Genomic DNA, 16926 nt, shown 5'->3' on the forward strand with positions numbered 1-16926 from the left:
GTGGAGCGCGCATGCGGAATGCGTGCTTCACCTTTTGTGGGGGATGTCTTGGAAGATTCCGAAAGACCCCGGTCCCGCCGCCCTCGGCGCCGTGGCCGTACGGCCCTGCTGATCGCCACGGCCGCCGTCCTCGGCGTCGTCGGCGGCACCTGCACCGGTTATCTGATCCAGGCCGACCGCAGTCCCACCCCGCTGCCCCCGTTGTCCCAGGCCACGCTGGCGCAGGCCAAGGGGCCGGCCCCCGAGCCGCTCCCCGCCGCCCAGGACCGGAAGGTCAGGACCGACGGCGATCTGCGCAAGCTGCTGCTGTCCAAGCCGCGGGGGGCGAAGAGCCCCGAGTGGCTGGAGGGTTCGGTCGGCTGGGTGGACGTGGCCGCCTACGCCGGGTACTTCGAGCACCCGGCCGACGCCTTCCGCGCTCTCGCGGAGGACGAGTTCCGCCGGGCCGCCGTCACCGGGTGGGAGACCAGCGACCGGACGCGCGTGGAGATCCGGCTGATCCAGTACCGCCAGGAGGAGCGCACCGCCGCCGCCGCTCACGCCAAGGGCGCCCAGAACTACCTCGACGAGGAGGGCGGCACCAGGAGCTGGCCGGTCCCCGGCACCGAGGAGGGCAGGGCGTACGTCCGCACCCGCCCGTCCACCAAGGCCGGCTACCTGCCCCTGTACAGCGCGGAGGCCCACGCCTGGCGCGGGGACATCGCCGTGGAGATGTGGGTGTACTCCAGCAGTCCGGTCCCCAAGGCGACGATCATGGATCTGGCGGAGCGGCAGATGGAGCGTCTGTGAGCGAGAACGAGCACCGGCCCGAGGACGAGCCCGGTCCCGAGAGCAGGCCCGGCCCCGGGACCGAGCCCCGGCTCGCGAACGGGCCCGACCCCGGCGACAAGGCGCAGCCTGTTCCGGATCCCGGGCCGGCGACCGCGTCCAAGGCCGCCACCGAGCCCGCCACCGGCTCCGAGGCCGCCACCGGCTCCGAGGCCGCCACCGAGCCGGATGCCGTCAGCGAGACGGCCCCCGCATCCGAGGCCGCGACCGAGCCCGCCCCCGTGGCCGATGCGCCGGTGCGCAAGCCGGTGCGGCGCGGACGGATCGCCGCGATCGTGGGTGCCGTCCTGGTCGCCGGCGCGGTCGTCGCGGGGACGGGGTACACCGTGGTCACCGTGCGCGACGCGGACCGGAACCCCGGTGCGCCGGTCTGGGCCATCCCCGAGGACAGCGGGCGGAACGCGAAGCCGGCCGCGCCCACCGGGCTGGCCGCCGCGCTGGTACCGCACGGCCACGGCTGGGAGCGCGGCCCGGATCTCGGCGAGTTCGCGTCGGGCGTCCAGCTCGACGGTGAGCGGGCGGTGGCCCTGCGCAAGGAGGCGCTGCGCGGCCTGCCCCGGACCCAGCGCAAACGGCTGGAGCGGGAGATCGACAAGCAGCGCGTCCGGGGCATGGCGATGGGCAGCTACCTCAGGACGGACGTCGGCGACGCCTTCACCGAGGAGGCGATCTCGGTGAGCGTCGTCCTCACCCGGATGGACAACAAGGAGGCGCTCCGCTCCGTCGCCGCCTGGCAGAACGAGTTCCTCGAAGCCCTCCATGTCTTCCGCAGGGGACCGGCGGTCAAGGGGCACAAGGACGCCAAGTGCTTCCTGCCGCCCGAGAACGACAGGCAGAAGAAGGCCGAACGCCTGAGCGGGATGATCTGCTCGGCCCACCAGGGCGACGTCCTGGTCAGCCTCAGCGCGGAGGGGCCGGCCGGCTTCGACACCAAGGCGGTGGCGGACCTGCTGACCGACCAGCTCGACCGCATCAAGGACCCGGGGGAGGCCGTATGACCGAGCAGACGCAGGAGCAGGCTCAGGAGGAGACGCGGGAGCAGGCTCAGCACGAGGCCCAGGAGACGCAGGAGGCCTGGGAGACCCAGGAGGTCCAGGGGACCCCCGAGACCCGGGAGGCCCGGGAGCCGCAGCGGACGTCGGAACCGGAACCCCCGGTGGCCGCCCCGGCCCTGGCCCCGGCCCCGGCCCCGGCCCCGGACCCGGCCCCGGCGCCCGGGAAGGACCGCCGTCTGCTGCGGGCCGTGCTGCGCTGGACCGCCGCCGTCACCGTGTTCGCGGCGTTCGGCGCGGGCACGGCGTACGGCATCACGAGCATGGAGCGCACGGACGTACCGGGCCTCGCGACCGAGCCGGACGGCCGGTGGGACTATCCGGTGCTCACCAGGCCGCCGCTGCCCTCCGGCAGCCCGGGCCCCTTCGCCGAGGGCAACCGGGCCGGCGCCCACTACGCCGATCTGCGCGCCCTCGTGCTGCCCGCTCCCAGGGGAGCCAGGGAGGACAAGGCGCTGCGCGGCTCCGACGGCTGGCTGGCGACCAGGGACTTCCTGGCGGAGTACAGCGACCGCAAGGACCGCGCCGAGCTCGGGCAGCGGTTCGCCGACTCGGGCCTGCGGCACATCGCGGCCCGCGGCTGGACCACCGAGGACGGCACGCGGACCCGGGTCTACCTGCTCCAGTTCGGCACGGCGGAGGTGGCCGACCAGATGCAGTACGAGGCCGGCGGGGCGAACACGGCCGATCGCCCGGTGCGCGGCGCCCAGGTGTCGCGGCTCGACGCGTCCTTCCCGCTCGCCGCGAAGGTCGAGAACGTCAGCCGCTACATCTACGGCGAGTCCCGGCCGTACGGCGAGGAGCAGGTCCGGCACGCCTACCTGCTGGCCGGCGACGTCCTCGCCATGATCGTCCAGTCCCGCGAGGGCGCCGTCGCCGCCGTCCCGTTCCAGCAGACGGTCACGCTGCAGAGCGAGCTGCTCGGCTGAGCGGACGAGGGCGCACCTCGGCAAGAGGGCCGGGGCCCGGCCGACTAAGCTGGGCCCCGGCCCTGTGTACGCACGTACCGCACCGCGCTCGACAAGGAGCACCCCGTGGAGACTTTCTTCGAAACCCTTCTGGTCCTGGTCTGCGTCGGCGTCCTCGCCTTCGCCTACCTGACCGTGAAGAAGCTGTACCAGGGCCAGCGCTGACCCCGCCGGCTCAGCCCTCCCCGTCTGCCACCACGAAGAGCTGCTCATGATCGAGATCCCGTCCGACCTGCACAAGGACCTGGTGCCCCTCGCCTTCCTGCTCGGCGAATGGGCCGGCGCGGGCGTGCACGACTTCCCCGGCGCCGAGAAGTGCAACTTCGGCCAGGAGGTCAGCTTCACCCACGACGGCCGGGACTTCCTGGAGTACCACTCCCACACCTGGGTGCTGGACCAGGAGGGCAACAAGGTCCGCCCGCTGGAGTCGGAGGCCGGCTTCTGGCGGATCGACAGCGCCCGCAAGGTCGAGGTCACGATGACCCGCGACGACGGTGTCGTCGAGGTCTGGTACGGCGAACTGGCCCACCAGAAGCCGCAGATCGACCTGGCCACGGACACCGTGGCCCGCACCGTTTCCTCCGGCCCCTACAGCGGCGGCAAGCGGCTCTACGGCTACGTCAACAGCGACCTGATGTGGGTGGGCGAGAAGCAGACCCCCGAGGTCGAGCTGCGCCCCTACATGTCCGCCCATCTGAAGAAGGTCGTCACCCCCGAGGAGGTCGAGCGCTGGGCCAAGGCCCTGCCCGACGACCTGCCCGACGACGGCATCGCCTTCTTCAAGTAGGTCTTCAAGTAGGTCTTCAGGTGGGCCGCACCCCACTGGTCCTAGACTTTCCGTGTGGTGAGCACCGACTGGAAGACCGACCTGCGGCGGCGCGGCTACCGGCTGACCCCGCAGCGGCAACTCGTGCTCGAAGCCGTGGACAGTCTGGAGCACGCGACCCCCGACGCCATCCTCGGCGAGGTGCGCAAGACCGCGTCGGGGGTCAACATCTCCACCGTGTACCGGACCCTGGAGCTCCTGGAGGAGCTGGGCCTGGTCAGTCACGCCCACCTCGGGCACGGGGCGCCGACGTACCACCTGGCGGACCGGCACCACCACATCCACCTGGTGTGCCGCGACTGCACCGGCGTCATCGAGGCGGATCTGTCGGTGGCCGCCGAGTTCACCGCCAAGCTGCGCGAGCAGTTCGGGTTCGACACGGACATGAAGCACTTCGCGATCTTCGGGCGGTGCGGGGACTGCGCGGCCGGGGGACCGCCGCCGGCCGAGCGCCCGAACGCCGAGTCGTAGTCTGGTGTTCATGAAGAGCCCCCTGCTGTCCCTGCCCGGCGCCGTCCCCGCCGAGGGCGTGGACGAAGGCGTCGCCGCCCACTACGGCGACCTGTTCCGCGAGCAGCGCGCCCTCGCGGACGGGACCGGTTTCGTCGACCTCTCGCACCGCGGTGTCGTCACCGTCTCCGGCGAGGACCGGCTCGGCTGGCTGCACCTGCTGCTCACCCAGCACGTCAGCGAACTGCCCGCCGGCCAGGCCACCGAGGCGCTGATCCTGTCCGCGCACGGCCACATCGAGCACGCGCTCTACCTGGTCGACGACGGCGAGACGGTATGGGCCCATGTGGAGCCGGGCACCCAGGAGGCGCTGATCGCCTATCTGGAGTCGATGAAGTTCTTCTACCGGGTGGAGGTCGCCGACCGGACGGCCGACTTCGCCGTCGTGCACCTGCCGGCGGGTTCGATCGCCGACGTGCCCGAAGGGGTCGTCGTACGGGAGACCGCGCACGGCCGCGACCTGTTCCTGCCCCGCGCGGACCTCGAGCAGTACGCCGCGCAGGCCGGGCCGCCCGCCGGGATCCTCGCCCACGAGGCGCTGCGCGTCGAGCAGCACCGGCCTCGGCTCGGCTTCGAGACCGACCACCGCACCATCCCGCACGAGCTGGGCTGGATCGGGACGGCGGTGCACCTGCAGAAGGGCTGCTACCGGGGCCAGGAGACCGTGGCCCGGGTGCAGAACCTCGGCAAGCCCCCGCGCCGCCTGGTGTTCCTGCACCTCGACGGCAGCGACGTCCACCTCCCGGCGCCGGGCACCGACCTGCGCCTGGCCGACGACGGCCAGGACGGCCGCAGGATCGGGTTCGTCACCACCTCCGTGCGCCACTACGAGCTCGGCCCGGTGGCGCTCGCCCTGGTCAAGCGGAACGTGCCGGTGGACGCCCGGCTGCTGGCCGGGGACACGGCCGCCGCCCAGGAGACCGTGGTCGAGCCGTAGCCCGCCGGGCGGGAGCGCTCACATCTCCAGCAGCACGGTGAACGGGCCGTCGTTCGTCAGCGACACCCGCATCCGCGCGCCGAACCGGCCCGTCGCCACCGTCGCGCCCAGCGCCCGCAGCTGGGCGACGACCTCCTCCACCAGCGGCTCGGCCACATCGCCGGGGGCCGCCGCGTTCCAGGTGGGACGGCGGCCCTTGCGGGCGTCGCCGTAGAGCGTGAACTGGCTGATGACCAGCAGCGGGGCGCCGGTGTCGCTGCACGAGCGCTCCTCGTGCAGCATGCGGATCGTCCACAGCTTGCGGGCGAGCTGCGCCGCCTTCTCCTTGGTGTCCTCGTGGGTCACCCCGACCAGGACGCACAGCCCCTCGCCCTCGATGGCCCCCACCGTCTCGCCGTCCACGACGACGCTCGCGCCGTCCACCCTCTGCACCACTGCACGCATGCCGACCATCATGCCCGGCGGTCCGGGACGCGCCGCGGCGGGGCGGCGAAGTCCATATCGTGCTTCTTTCTGTTCCGTAACCCCCCATCCGGGGCCGATCGGGGGCACTCGGTCACATTCTGGCCACCAGGGGTGGCACGATGCTCCCGTACGCGCCGGTCGAGGGGACGGTTAGACGCATGGACACATCAGTCACGGGGGTTGCCGCCGGGGTCGTCCCGGGAGGCCCGGAGGGCCACCGGCCACCCGTGCAGCGCACCGACAGCCCGGCGCCGCCCGCGGACCCGGCCGAACCGGACCTCACCCTGCTGAGTCTGCCCGAGCTGCGCGCGCTGCGCCGCCAGGCACTGCGCGACGAGGCCGACCTGAGTTATGTACGGAGGCTGCTGCAGGGCCGGATCGACATCCTGCGCGCGGAGCTGGCCCGGCGCGGGCCGCGGTCCGTGCCGGACGCCGCCGAGCGGGCCGGCACCGCACCGGCGTCCGTGGTGGAGCGGCTCGCGGAGATCCTCAAGGACGGCCCGGCCCGGCAGCGCTCCTCCGCGCGCCATGTGACGCTCGGGACTCCGCGCGGCGAGGAGTACCGGCGGCTGGCCGCCGAGATGCTCGCCGAGGTCGAACTGTCGGACCTGGGCGCCCGCACGGACGGCGAACTGGCCGCGGGGATGGGCCGGCTGGTGCGGTACGAGCAGCAGGTCTCCCACAGCCGCCAGCGGCTGCAGCGCACGGCCGACGACTGCAGCGCGGAGATGGCCCGCAGGTACCGCGAGGGCGAGGCCCAGGTGGACGACCTCCTCACCTGACCCGCCCCGCGGGGCGCGGGGAACCCCGGCGGGGCACCCAGGCAGACGGGCGCCCGGCCGGCCTCCCGCCGGGGCCCCGAGCCGGACCCCACCGGTCTCCCGCAACCGGGCCGCGCCGAGCGCCCGGCCGGTCTCTCGCCGGGCCTCCGGCCGGCCCCGCCGGGCTTCTGCCGCCGGGCCGCGCCGGGCCCCGGGTTTCCACCGGGCTGCGGGCCGGTCTCACGCCGGTCTCACGCCGGGCTCCGGGCCGGTCTTCCGCCAGGCCGGCGAGGGTCTTCTGCCGGTGTCCAACCGGCCGAGCGGGGACTTCTGCCGGTCCCTTGCTCGGCCCCGCCGGTCTCCCGCCTGGTCCCCGGCCGGCCCCGCTGGGCTCCCGCGGGGCCGCGCGGATCCTCTGCCGGTCCGCCTGTCCGGCCACGCCGGGCGCCCGGCCGGTCTCGCCGGGCCTCCGGCCGGCCCCGCCGGGCTTCTGCCGCCGGGCCGCACTGGGCCCCCGGCCAGTCTTCCGCCTGGCCCCCGGCCGGGCTTCGCCGGCCCTTTCTGCCGTCAGGCCGCACCGGGCCCTCGGCCGGTCTTCCGCCGGGGGGGCTCCGCCCCGGCCCTCCCGCCGGACCGCGAGGGTCATCTGCCGGTCTCTTGCTGGGCCCCGCTGGGCTCCCGCTGGGCCCCGCTGGGCTCCCGCCGGGCCCCGGGCCGGGCCTCCCGCCGGGCTGCGCCGGGTCCTCGGCCAGTCTTCCGCCGGGCTCGGGGCCGGTCTCACGCCCGGCCGCGAGGGTCTGCTGCCGGTCTTCCGCCGGCTCCGCCGGGCCCCCGGCGGAGCCCCGCGGGTCTCCCGCTCCCGGCCGGTCTCTTCCCGGGCCTCCGGCCGGCCCCGAGGCTTCTGCCGCCAAGCAGCGCCGGGTCCTCGGCCGGCCTTCCGCCGGGCCCCGGGCCGGTTCCTGTTGCCGAGCCGCGTGGATCTTCTGACGTTCTCCCGCCGGATCCCCGGCGGGGCCCCGCCGGTCTCCCGCCGCCGGGCCGTGCTGGGCCTCGGCTGGTCTCCCGTCGGGCCGCGCCGGGTCCCCGGCCGGCCTCCCGCCGGCCTCCCGCCGGGCCCCCGCCGGGCTCCGCCGGGCCCGTCGCGGTCTGCGGGGCCGTGTCGGGCCGACGGGGGCAGGTCCGGTGCGGAAAATGCGGCGACACCCCCGGGCCGCCGCGCATACCGTCGGACCATGACTGCCGCCCGCCCCGACATAGACGTACGCCCCATCGCGGAAGCCGAGATCGCCGACTGGACACGCGCCCTGAACACGGGCTTCCTGCGCAGCCCAGCCGTCTCCGGGGACGAGGTCGCCGACCGTGCCTCGTACATCGTCCCGGACCGCACCCTCGGCGCGTTCGACGCCGGCCGCTGCGTGGCCACGTTCCGCTCCTTCCCCCAGGAAGTGACCGCCGTGGGCGGCGCGGCCGTCCCCGCCGACGCGATCACCAACGTCACCGTCAGCCCCACCCACCGGCGGCGCGGCCTGCTCAGCCGGATGATGGCCCGCGACCTGGCCGCCGCCAGGGAGCGCGGGGACGTGGTCGCCACCCTGATCGCCGCCGAGTACCCGATCTACGGCCGGTACGGCTTCGGCCCCGCCACCTCGGCCGTCCAATGGACGATCGACGTGCCGCGGGCCGGACTCGACCCCCGCCGGCCGGGTCCGGACGACGGCGGCCGGATCGACCTCGTGGACGGCGACGACGTCCGCAAGCTCGGGCCCGATCTGCACGAGCGGCTGCGCCACCTGAAGCCCGGCGCGGTCGACCGCTCCGAACGCTGGTGGCGGATGAGCACCGGCGCGCTGGACGTCAACCGCGCCTCCTGGGTCGAGCCCTTCCACGCCGTCCACCGCGCGGCGGACGGCACGGTGGAGGGACTGGTGCGGTACCGCTGCGACGACACCTGGGGGGACGCCAAGCAGCCGCTGAACACCGCCACCGTGAGCGACCTCATCGCGGTCACCCCGGCCGCCGAGCGCGCGCTGTGGCTGTACCTGTGCTCGATCGACTGGGTGGTGAAGGTCAAGACGGGCTGGCGCGCCCCCGACGACCTGCTCCCGCATCTGCTGCCGGACCCCCGCGCGGCGGGGATCACGACCCAGGCGGACTGGCTGTGGGTGCGCGTCCTGGACGTCGTACGGGCCCTGGAGGCGCGGACCTACCAGGGGACCGGCGCCCTGGTGCTGGAGGTGGCCGACCGGACCGGACCGGCCGGCGGACGGTTCCGGCTGGAGGCCGGACCGGACGGCGCCGCCTGCACCCCCACCACACGGCGGGCCGACCTGGTGCTGGACGTGGCGGAACTGGCGACCCTGTGGCTCGGCGACGAGTCGGCGGTACGGCTCGCCGCGCTGGGCCGGGTCCAGGAAGAACGAGCGGGCGCCGCCCGGCTGGCCGACGCCCTGCTGCGCACGTCCAGGCGGCCTTGGTGCCCGGACGTCTTCTGAGTGCTCCTTCCTGCCGGTGGAGGTGACGGGGATGACGCATCCGTAGCTGCTGTTCGGTTGTGGCTGTGCGCGAACGGTGTTCGGTTGTGGCTGCGCGTGCGGTCTTCAGTTGTGGCTGTGCCGGACGGTGTGAAGTTGTGGCTGTGCGACGACTGTTCAGTTGTGGCTGTGCGCGGGCCGGACGCCGGCTGGTGCCGGCTCCGGCGCGTCGGCCGACCGTGCTCCCGGCTCCCCTCCGGAAGGGAGCGCGGTCCGACGTTCCCCGGATGTCACCCTGGTGGCCAACCACTAGAAAGTTTGACCATGTTGTGGAAGTTGGCTACCAACTTCACTCCTCTTATCTCCGTTTGGAACGTCTCATAACCACCTGCCGGTGAACTGCCCGAAGATGGCGAGAAGTTGTACTGTTCGGCCGTGGAGCCGGAACATGCCTCCGTCAATGGGCGGGAGAGGTCACAACGGCCACATCCGTCACACACCGAGGTGGCCGACGAGCTGCGGCACCGGATCAGGACCGGCGTGCTGCGGCCGGGCCAGCGCATGCCCACCCAGGCGGAACTGGCCGACGAGTTCCACGTGGAGCGCGGCGTCGTGCGGCAGGCCCTGCGCATCCTGAGGGCGGAGCGCCTGCTGACCAACGGGTCCCAGGGCAGCCCGGCCACCGTCGCGATCCCCCCGCACCCGGCCCTGACCGGCCCCGCGGCCCCTCCGCTGCCCACCACGGTCGCCCTCACGCCGCGGATCGCCGCCGCCTTCGAGGCCCCGCACGTCGAGATCGACGCCCTGTGCCTGACCTCCATCTCGCTCACCCTGGCCATCGGCGAGCCGCTGCGCCAGATCCACGCCGGACGGCTGAAACCGGCCAAGATCGACGTCCGGGTCCTGCTGCCCAGCCGGGACATCGACCTGGCCTTCCCCGCGCCCGTGGACGCCTCCGCCTCCGGCCGGCTGCGCGGGCGCTGGCTGGCCCAGCGCAACGCCCAGGGCCAGGTGCTCCGGCACAATCTGCGGGCGCTGCGCGCCTCCCACGGCATCGACGTGCGCGTGACGTTCCGGGCGCTGCCCTTCACCCCGCCGGTCAAGCTGTACCTGCTCAACGGGGCGGAGGCGCTGTTCGCGTACTACACGCTGGGGCGCCGCGAGGAGGAGATCGACCACGAGCACCTCGAGCTGTACGACGCGGAGGGCACCCGGTCGATGCTGTTCGCCTTCGAGCAGGGCGCCGGGCCGCGGGACACGACGTTCGTGGAGCAGTCGCACCTGTGGTTCAACGCGCTGTGGGAGACGATCAGCTCGGAGCTGACGCTCTCGGGCTGACGTCCCCCACGGGGTCTGCGTGCCGGTTCCGTCACAGAGCGTGCGCGGGCGCCGGTTCCGTCACAGGGCGTGCGCGGGCGCCGGGTCCGTCACAGGGCGGGCCTGGTCAGGAGCATGGCCAGCACCACGGCCCCCACGGAGCACACGGTGGGGCTCTTGGCCTTGATCCCGACGGTGAGCAGGAGCAGGCCGATGATGCCCATCGCGCCGTACTTCCACTGGATGAGCTGCTCGAAACCGATGACGAGTACTGCGGAGAGAAGAGCGAGAGCAGGCACGGCGATTCCCCCTTCGGGCATTCCTGGGCGGGTCATGGGTGGGGGGTGGTGGCGGTGGTGGGCAGTACAGGAGGCAAAACTTCCGCCAACTTCTCCAAGTTGGTAGCCAACTCTGATTAAGTTGTCCCCACTTGGCTACTGCCTATAAACAACTTCCAAACAACTCCCTTCAACTGGATCCGAGTTGTAGCGTTTGGTCGTGACCCAGGAGAACGTGGCCGTGAACGGCAGCAGAAGGAGCTCGCCGCAGGAGATCGCCGACACCCTGCGGGAGAGGATCCGCGCGGGCGAGCTCAAGCCGGGCGACCGCCTGCCCACCCAGGCGGAGCTCGCCGACGAGTTCGGCGTGGAACGCGGCACCGTTCGCCAGGCCCTGCGGGCGCTTCAGGAGGACGGGCTGCTCAGCAATGTGAGCAAGGGCAGCCCGCCCAGGATCGCCGCCCCGGTCACGGCCCGCGCGGAACCCCAGCCCACCATGGTCGGCCTCACCCCCCGGCTGCTGGAGGCCTTCTCCGCCCGGCGGGTGCGGATCGACGCGGCCTGCCTGACCGCCGAGACGCTGATGCTGGCGCTCGGCGAGCCCGTCCGCCTGATCCACGAGGGCAGTCTGCGCCCGGAGTCGATCGAGGTGCGCATCCTGCTGCCGTCCCGGGACATCAATCTGGCCTTCCCCGTCTCGGTGGACCGCGGCAGCGAGGACGACCCGGTCCACCAGCGCTGGCTGGCCCAGCGCAACGCCCAGGGCCAGGTGCTCCGGCACAATCTGCGCGCCCTGCGCGCCACCCACGGCATCGACGTGCGGGTGACCTTCCGCGCCCTGCCCTTCACCCCGCCGGTCAAGCTCTACCTGCTCAACGGCGCGGAGGCGCTGATCGCGTACTACATGATCACCCGTCGTGAGGAGCTCGCGGACGAGGGCACACTGGACATGTACGACGTCATGGGCACCGAGTCCCTGCTGTTCTCGTTCGAGAGGTCGGCCGGCCGGCGGGACGCCGCGTTCGTGGCGGAATCGCAGAAGTGGTTCGACGCCCTCTGGGAAACCATCACGACGGATCTGACACTCTCCTAGTGACTTCTGATACGACGCAGACTGAAGCGGTGACAGCAGAGACCGGAACAGAGACCGAGAAGCTGCGGAACCTGATCACACGTGCCCGTGTCGTCCTGTGGGACTTCGACGGCCCGATCTGCCGCCTGTTCGCCGGGCACTCGGCGGAACGGGTGTCGACCGACCTCGTGCACTGGCTCGAGGGCCGGGGCCTGCACGGCCTGCTGACGGAGACCGAGCGCGAGTCCCTGGACCCGCACATCGTGCTGCGCGCCGTGGACCGCCGCCACCCCCGCAGCGACCTGGTCACCGAGCTGGAGGCCCGCCTCACCCAGGAGGAGCTGCGCGCCGCCTCCTCCGCCTGGCCCACGCCCTACGCCGACCCGCTGATCCGCACCTGGACCGCCCTCGGCTCCCGGCTGGCCATCGCCACGAACAACTCGCCGCGGGTGGTGCGCACCTACCTGGACGGCCGCGGCCTGCTGGACTGCTTCGCCCCGCACATCTACGGACGCACCGAGGACCTGCACCACCTCAAGCCGGACCCGCACTGCCTGAACCGGGCCCTGAGCGCCATGGGCGCGGCCCCGGCCGACGCCCTGATGATCGGCGACACCCCCTCCGACCACGAGGCCGCCCTCAGGGCCGGCGTCCCCTTCCTCGGCTACGCCCGCAACGCCCGCAAGGAGAAACTCCTGCGCGAGGCCGGCGCGACCGTGATCGTGGAGTCCCTGGAACCGGTGCTGCGCGTCCTGCGGGGCGAGCGGCATCAGGCCTGAGTCATCAGCAGCGTCAGGGCCACGGCGGCCCCGACGGCCAGCCCGCTGTGCCGCGCCCGTATCCCCACGGCGAGCGCGCACAGCAGCACCACCCCGGCCGGGCCGAGCCACGTCCGGGCCAGGGTGCCCGCCAGCAGCCCGAGCGCCTCCCGGAGCACCGCGTTCAGAAGCATGTCCACCCACCTCCACGCCACTTCCCCGCAACCTCACCGGCAACCCGTCCAATTGGACTGCTTGCGGTGAAGTTGTCATCCCCGGCTCGTCTGATCCCTTAACGGGCCGACCAGTGCGGGCCTGAGTTGACCGAAAACGCTGCCCTGTCTGACTGAAACCGGTTTGCCCGTGGACGGGAAGCGGTACGGTCCAGGGGTGAGCGCCAAGCGGGCGGACAAGGGGGGCGGGCGAGAGGCCCGCCGGGTGTTCGAGGAGCTGCGGGCCCGGATGGTCGACGGGACGTACCCCGTGCGCTCCTTCCTGCCCTCGCAGCGCGCCCTGGCCGAGGAGTTCGGCGTCTCCCGGGACACCGTGCAGCGGGCCCTGGGCGAGTTGCGGCGCGAGCGGTGGATCGAATCCCGGCAGGGCAGCGGCTCACGGGTCGTCAAGAACCAGCGCATACAGTCCTCGACGGTCAGGGCCACCAGGGAGCGGCGCGGTCTGACGCTCGGACCGCTGATCGGGGAGGCCTTCGAGCGTCCCGAGGTGGCGCTGGACGTCTACACCCTCACCTCGGAGAGCCTGGACGCCCACATCCGCCTGCAGGCGGAGCGCATCCGCAGCCGGTCCATCGCGCCCGAGCGGATCATCCTTCGGATGCTGCTGCCCCTCGAGGACCCGCCGCTTCCCTACCCGCGGGTCAAGGACGACAGCGACGACCACCGGCTGCGGGAACGTCTGCACGGCATCACCGAACGCCACACCGACTCGTTGCGCAGGGTGTTGCGGGACCTGCAGACCGAGGGCCTGGTGCCCCAGGTCGCCGTAAGGATCCGCCGGACGCCGCTGCCGCCCGCCTTCAAGCTCTACCTGTTCAACGGGGCCGAGGCGCTCCACGGCTTCTACGAGATCGTCGAGCGCCCGATCGAACTGGAATCCGGTGAGGAGGTGACCGCGATCGACGTCCTCGGCCTCGGCGCCACCCTCACCCACCATGTGAAGGACGGCGATCCGCAGTCCCCGGGGACCGTCTTCGTGGACAGCGCCCAGGCGTGGTTCGACTCGGTCTGGCAACAGTTGGCCGAGTAGGCCGGATCCTTGCGCTAGCATTCCCGCACCGCGCTCGAGCGATCGCCCCCCTTCGTACGTATGGATGTGGGACGGCGGACACGCCGCGCCCGCGGGACCGACGCGGAAGAGCGAGCAACCACCACTTGACCGACTCGGCCGTCTCCAAGTCGCGCGGGCAGGACCTCAGGCTTAACGTTTGCCCTACCTCTCACCTGCGCGACCGAACCGGAGCGGCCAGTGGACGCACCACCCGTCTCTCAGGACCCTCCCGGGAGACATGCCGCGGGGCCCTCCGGCGCGGCGGCCCTGGCGGCCTTCGTGCGCAACGCCGAGCTGGGCCAGGCGAGCAGCGGCCACCACAACCGCAACTACGTGGTGCCCGTGACGGCCGCGGTGGCGCCGTTCGTGGGCCGGCCGGTCGGCACTCAGGTGACGGTACGGATCAGACGGACCGACGCGCTGCCCGTCGTCATCCGCACCTGGCAGGAGGAGGGACGCGTCCTGGACGCCATCGGGGGCGTCCTGCCGCACGTCCCCAGACGCCTGGCGTCCGGTGACGGCTTCGCCGTCCACAGCTATGTGGAAGGGGTGCCGCTCTCCAGCGTCTGCCCGAACGGCAAGCCCGTGGACGCCCTCCTGATGAGGGCGGTGGCGGATCTGCTCGCCCGGATGGGTCAGGTGCGGTGGGCGGCCCTGCCCGCCCTGCCGGCCGTCTGGCCGCGCAACCACACGGACAGCCAGGGATTCCTGCGCACCCTCGCCCACCTCGCGGACGAGCAGATCAGACGCCCCAATTGGGCTGCTTTTGGTGGACTGTTCGTGGCGCTCGGCATCCCGGAGGACGCCCTCGTCCGGCTGCGGGACCGGGTGCCGGCCATGGCCCGCCGGCCCTTCAGCCTGCTGCACGCGGATCTGCACCGCGACAACCTGATCATGTCCTACGAGGGCGACCCGCCCCTCATCTGCGTCGACTGGGAACTCGCCAGCTACGGCGACCCGCTGCACGACCTCGCCACGCACCTGGTGCGGATGCGGTACCCGTCCTACCAGCGGCCCGAGGTGGTCGAGGCCTGGGCGGAGGCGATGCACCGGGTCCGGCCGGCCGCCGTGAACGGCCTGGCGGGCGACCTGCGCCACTACATCGCCTTCGAGCGCGCCCAGTCCCTGTTCCCGGACGTGATGCGGGCCGCGAAGACGCTGGAGGGCGCCTCGGACCAGAAGAGCCTGGACGAGGCGACGGCCTCGGTGCGCGCCGCGCTGGACGCGGCCGCCGAACCGCTCGGACTCAGGAATGTTCCGGACGACCGGGAGGTCGAGCGGGTGCTCTTCCGCTGGCGGGCCGCCCGGACGGCACTGCGGAACGGTCCCGGCCGGGCCGGCAGATCGATCGCCTGGTCGTGGGACCCGCGCCTTCCCAGGCCGCACGACTTCCCCGGTTCCGCTGTCGTGCACGCCCTGGTCGCCGAGGGAATGGCACCGGCCAGCCGCGTCTTCAAGGGCACCGCCCACCTCAACTCGGTGGTGCGCGTGCCCGAGGTCGACTTCCCGGTGGTGGTGCGAAGACGCGTGGCCAACGTCTGCCGGCGCGAGCCCAGCTTCCTGAGCGAGCACGCCGTGCTCGGGGCCATCGAGCAGTCGGGCGTCCCGGTGGCGGCGCCCAGGGTTCTCGCCCTGGGCCGCAGCCACCGCGGGCAGCCCTACGCCATTCACACGTACGTCGGGCCGGAGGCCATGGACCGGCCGCCCAACCACCCCGTGCACGGCCTCCTGCCGCACGAGGCGGACGGGCTCGTCGACCAGTTGTGCGCGCTGACGCAGGTGGACTACGGCGCGCTCGACCCCGTCGCCGGCGAGGAATCCTTCTTCACCTGGCTGTGCGACCAGCTGGTGTTCCTGGTCGGCCAGCTCCCCAAGGAGTCCCTGCAACTGGCCCGGCTGCTCGGTCTGCCGGACGCGCGGCGCCTCGGCCAGATCCTGTCCCGCCACCGGGTGAGCCCGCGCAGGGCGTCCCTGCTCCACGGCGACCTCAACCCGTGGAACCTCGTACGCCGCGACGACCCGCCGGCGCTCACCATCATCGACTGGGAGATGGCCCTGGTCGGCGACCCGCTGTACGACCTGGTCCGGCACATGCACCTGACCCCGACCCGTCCGGAGATCCGGGAGCGCATGTTCCGGCGCTGGGAGCGGCTCCTGCCGCCCGACTGCACGGCGAACTGGGAGCAGGACTGGCGCGTGTACCGCTGGGTCGAGACCGTGCGGTCCGCCTACGTGGACCTGGACCGCCTGGTCACGGGCGCGAGCCTGGACGCCCCCAACGTCCGCCGGGCCGTCGACTCCTACGCGATGACACTCGCCGCGGCCACCGGCTCCCTCGGACTGAGCGTCCGCTCGACGGCGAACCCCTATCTTGCCCGCGCCCTGGTGTAGGGAGACCATGGCGGGACCGAAGTGCCGCAGCGGCAGGGGAACTTGCGGTCGGCCGGGTGATCCGGCGCGGGGCGGGGGAGGGCGGCATGGCGGCGGGGACCAGGACGTCGGGCGAGTCGGGCATGGGACGGCTGCGGCGCGTCCAGGAGCGCTATGAACCCGTGGTGACCCGGGCCCTGCTCCTGGCCATCTTCGCCACCGGTCTGGTCGCCCAGTTCGTCAAGCCCGTCGGTGACGCCCTGGAGGGCAAGGCCTACCTCGGCGGCGCGCTGCTCAGCCTCGTCGGCTATGTGCTCTACGACCAGGTCAAGGAGCTGAGTTCGTCGGTCAGGGTGCCCACCCGTGTGCTCGTGAGCTCCAGTGAGCTGGGAACCTTCGTCCGTGAGGCGTTCCAGGCCCGGAAGGTGGAGATCAGCTTCCTCGGCTACACGGGCGAGACGCTCTACAACGCGCTGTACCACCGTCTGGAGGACCTCTTCGACAGCCCCGGCCCGACCCGGCGGGTCACCATCCGGATGCTGGTGCCGGACTTCGGGCTGCCGATGAGCGTGCCGTCCCGGGTCGGCCCGGACGACTCCCCGCAGGACGACCCCGACTTCCGCAAGCGCATGGAGGGCCGCTGCCGCGAGTACGACAGCATCCTCCTCGAACTGGCCGAACGCCTGACCGCGGCCGGCCGGGTCGTCGTGGAGTGCGAGTACCGCCTCTACCCCGGCATCCCGCGCGACAAGATCTGCATCTTCAACCGGCAACGGGTGCTGCACGGCCTGTACGACCTGTCGGCCCGGATGCGACTGGAGCACATGGGCCCGGAGTTCTACGACCCCAAGGGCTTCAAGACCGATCTCAACGTCTGGTCCCGCGAGGGCACCGCTGCCGCGGAGGCGGCCGTCGCCACCTGGAACAAGCACTTCGACGACCTGTGGACCCTGGCCGCAACCCCACCCTGGCGCCACCGCCCGACGCCCTGACGGCCACCCCTCGCGGTCTCGTACCGCACAACGACGG

17 protein-coding genes are annotated in these 16926 nt (G+C 72.7%); 14 read left to right on the forward strand and 3 right to left on the reverse strand.

What is annotated here, in order from left to right; all coding sequences use genetic code 11:
• Positions 1–48: 48 nt before the first annotated feature.
• The 6 genes from ACI2LW_RS09775 (at position 49) to ACI2LW_RS09800 (ending at position 5121) form a co-directional block, all read left to right on the forward strand.
• The gene (locus ACI2LW_RS09775; protein WP_404730652.1) at positions 49–789 is read left to right on the forward strand and encodes a hypothetical protein; all 741 of its coding nucleotides are present in this window, start codon (positions 49–51) and stop codon (positions 787–789) included.
• A complete protein-coding gene (locus ACI2LW_RS09780; protein ID WP_404730653.1) occupies positions 786–1826 on the forward strand; it encodes a hypothetical protein in 1041 nt (346 codons plus the stop codon). Before ACI2LW_RS09775 ends, ACI2LW_RS09780 begins: the two co-directional genes overlap by 4 nt.
• Positions 1823–2809 carry a hypothetical protein gene (locus ACI2LW_RS09785; protein ID WP_404730654.1) on the forward strand — a complete coding sequence of 329 codons (987 nt, stop codon included), beginning with the start codon at positions 1823–1825 and terminating at the stop codon, positions 2807–2809. The genes ACI2LW_RS09780 and ACI2LW_RS09785 overlap by 4 nt, the downstream gene beginning before the upstream one ends.
• Positions 2810–3059: 250 nt before the next feature.
• On the forward strand, positions 3060–3635 hold the full coding sequence (locus ACI2LW_RS09790) for an FABP family protein (protein ID WP_404730655.1): 576 nt from the start codon (positions 3060–3062) through the stop codon (positions 3633–3635).
• Positions 3636–3689: 54 nt separating this feature from the next.
• A complete protein-coding gene (locus tag ACI2LW_RS09795) occupies positions 3690–4145 on the forward strand; it encodes a Fur family transcriptional regulator (RefSeq protein ID WP_404730656.1) in 456 nt (151 codons plus the stop codon).
• A 10-nt stretch (positions 4146–4155) separates the two neighbouring features.
• Positions 4156–5121: a YgfZ/GcvT domain-containing protein gene (locus tag ACI2LW_RS09800; protein WP_404730657.1), complete on the forward strand. Its 966-nt coding sequence runs from the start codon at positions 4156–4158 to the stop codon at positions 5119–5121.
• An 18-nt stretch (positions 5122–5139) separates the two neighbouring features.
• On the opposite strand, the gene dtd is transcribed toward ACI2LW_RS09800, so the two are convergent.
• Complete coding sequence (gene dtd, locus ACI2LW_RS09805) at positions 5140–5565, reverse strand: D-aminoacyl-tRNA deacylase (RefSeq protein WP_404730658.1); 426 nt, start codon at positions 5563–5565, stop codon at positions 5140–5142.
• 179 nt (positions 5566–5744) lie between these two features.
• On the opposite strand from dtd, the gene ACI2LW_RS09810 reads away from it, so the two are divergent.
• From ACI2LW_RS09810 to ACI2LW_RS09820, 3 genes are all read left to right on the forward strand, one after another.
• A complete protein-coding gene (locus tag ACI2LW_RS09810) occupies positions 5745–6368 on the forward strand; it encodes a hypothetical protein (RefSeq protein WP_404730659.1) in 624 nt (207 codons plus the stop codon).
• Positions 6369–7579: 1211 nt separating this feature from the next.
• Entirely contained in the window at positions 7580–8839 is a 1260-nt protein-coding gene (locus ACI2LW_RS09815; RefSeq protein ID WP_404730660.1) for a GNAT family N-acetyltransferase, read from the forward strand.
• A 399-nt stretch (positions 8840–9238) separates the two neighbouring features.
• Positions 9239–10156, forward strand: coding sequence for a winged helix-turn-helix domain-containing protein (locus ACI2LW_RS09820; protein ID WP_404730661.1), 918 nt, complete (start codon positions 9239–9241; stop codon positions 10154–10156).
• A gap of 89 nt (positions 10157–10245) precedes the next feature.
• On the opposite strand, the gene ACI2LW_RS09825 is transcribed toward ACI2LW_RS09820, so the two are convergent.
• Positions 10246–10434: a hypothetical protein gene (locus ACI2LW_RS09825; protein ID WP_404730662.1), complete on the reverse strand. Its 189-nt coding sequence runs from the start codon at positions 10432–10434 to the stop codon at positions 10246–10248.
• Positions 10435–10627: 193 nt separating this feature from the next.
• Between ACI2LW_RS09825 and ACI2LW_RS09830 the strand changes: the two genes are divergently transcribed.
• Both ACI2LW_RS09830 and ACI2LW_RS09835 read left to right on the forward strand, forming a co-directional pair.
• A complete protein-coding gene (locus tag ACI2LW_RS09830; RefSeq protein WP_404730663.1) occupies positions 10628–11506 on the forward strand; it encodes a GntR family transcriptional regulator in 879 nt (292 codons plus the stop codon).
• Positions 11507–11535: 29 nt separating this feature from the next.
• The gene (locus ACI2LW_RS09835) at positions 11536–12264 is read left to right on the forward strand and encodes an HAD family hydrolase (protein WP_404730664.1); all 729 of its coding nucleotides are present in this window, start codon (positions 11536–11538) and stop codon (positions 12262–12264) included.
• On the opposite strand, the gene ACI2LW_RS09840 is transcribed toward ACI2LW_RS09835, so the two are convergent.
• Positions 12255–12437, reverse strand: coding sequence for a hypothetical protein (locus ACI2LW_RS09840; RefSeq protein WP_404730665.1), 183 nt, complete (start codon positions 12435–12437; stop codon positions 12255–12257). The two genes, ACI2LW_RS09835 and ACI2LW_RS09840, sit on opposite strands and share 10 nt — an antisense overlap.
• A gap of 196 nt (positions 12438–12633) precedes the next feature.
• Here ACI2LW_RS09840 and ACI2LW_RS09845 point away from each other — a divergent pair, with 196 nt between their 5' ends.
• The 3 genes from ACI2LW_RS09845 to ACI2LW_RS09855 all read left to right on the forward strand — a co-directional run bounded on the left by ACI2LW_RS09845 (position 12634) and on the right by ACI2LW_RS09855 (position 16889).
• Positions 12634–13506, forward strand: a complete 873-nt coding sequence (locus tag ACI2LW_RS09845; RefSeq protein ID WP_404730666.1) for a winged helix-turn-helix domain-containing protein — start codon at positions 12634–12636, stop codon at positions 13504–13506.
• A 219-nt stretch (positions 13507–13725) separates the two neighbouring features.
• Complete coding sequence (locus ACI2LW_RS09850) at positions 13726–15918, forward strand: phosphotransferase (protein WP_404730667.1); 2193 nt, start codon at positions 13726–13728, stop codon at positions 15916–15918.
• 86 nt (positions 15919–16004) lie between these two features.
• Positions 16005–16889: a hypothetical protein gene (locus ACI2LW_RS09855; protein WP_404730668.1), complete on the forward strand. Its 885-nt coding sequence runs from the start codon at positions 16005–16007 to the stop codon at positions 16887–16889.
• The last annotated feature ends 37 nt before the right edge of the window (positions 16890–16926 follow it).

Source organism: Streptomyces sp. NPDC004065 (genome assembly GCF_044903565.1).
Classification (GTDB): Bacteria; Actinomycetota; Actinomycetes; order Streptomycetales; family Streptomycetaceae; genus Streptomyces.

Coding starts and splice junctions, on each gene's coding strand:
- ACI2LW_RS09800 (WP_404730657.1), top strand. CDS start 4,156: ATGAAGAGCCCCCTGCTGTCCCTGCCCGGCGCCGTCCCCGCCGAGGGC.
- ACI2LW_RS09790 (WP_404730655.1), top strand. CDS start 3,060: ATGATCGAGATCCCGTCCGACCTGCACAAGGACCTGGTGCCCCTCGCC.
- ACI2LW_RS09840 (WP_404730665.1), bottom strand. CDS start 12,437: ATGCTTCTGAACGCGGTGCTCCGGGAGGCGCTCGGGCTGCTGGCGGGC.
- ACI2LW_RS09810 (WP_404730659.1), top strand. CDS start 5,745: ATGGACACATCAGTCACGGGGGTTGCCGCCGGGGTCGTCCCGGGAGGC.
- dtd (WP_404730658.1), bottom strand. CDS start 5,565: ATGCGTGCAGTGGTGCAGAGGGTGGACGGCGCGAGCGTCGTCGTGGAC.
- ACI2LW_RS09855 (WP_404730668.1), top strand. CDS start 16,005: ATGGCGGCGGGGACCAGGACGTCGGGCGAGTCGGGCATGGGACGGCTG.
- ACI2LW_RS09815 (WP_404730660.1), top strand. CDS start 7,580: ATGACTGCCGCCCGCCCCGACATAGACGTACGCCCCATCGCGGAAGCC.
- ACI2LW_RS09785 (WP_404730654.1), top strand. CDS start 1,823: ATGACCGAGCAGACGCAGGAGCAGGCTCAGGAGGAGACGCGGGAGCAG.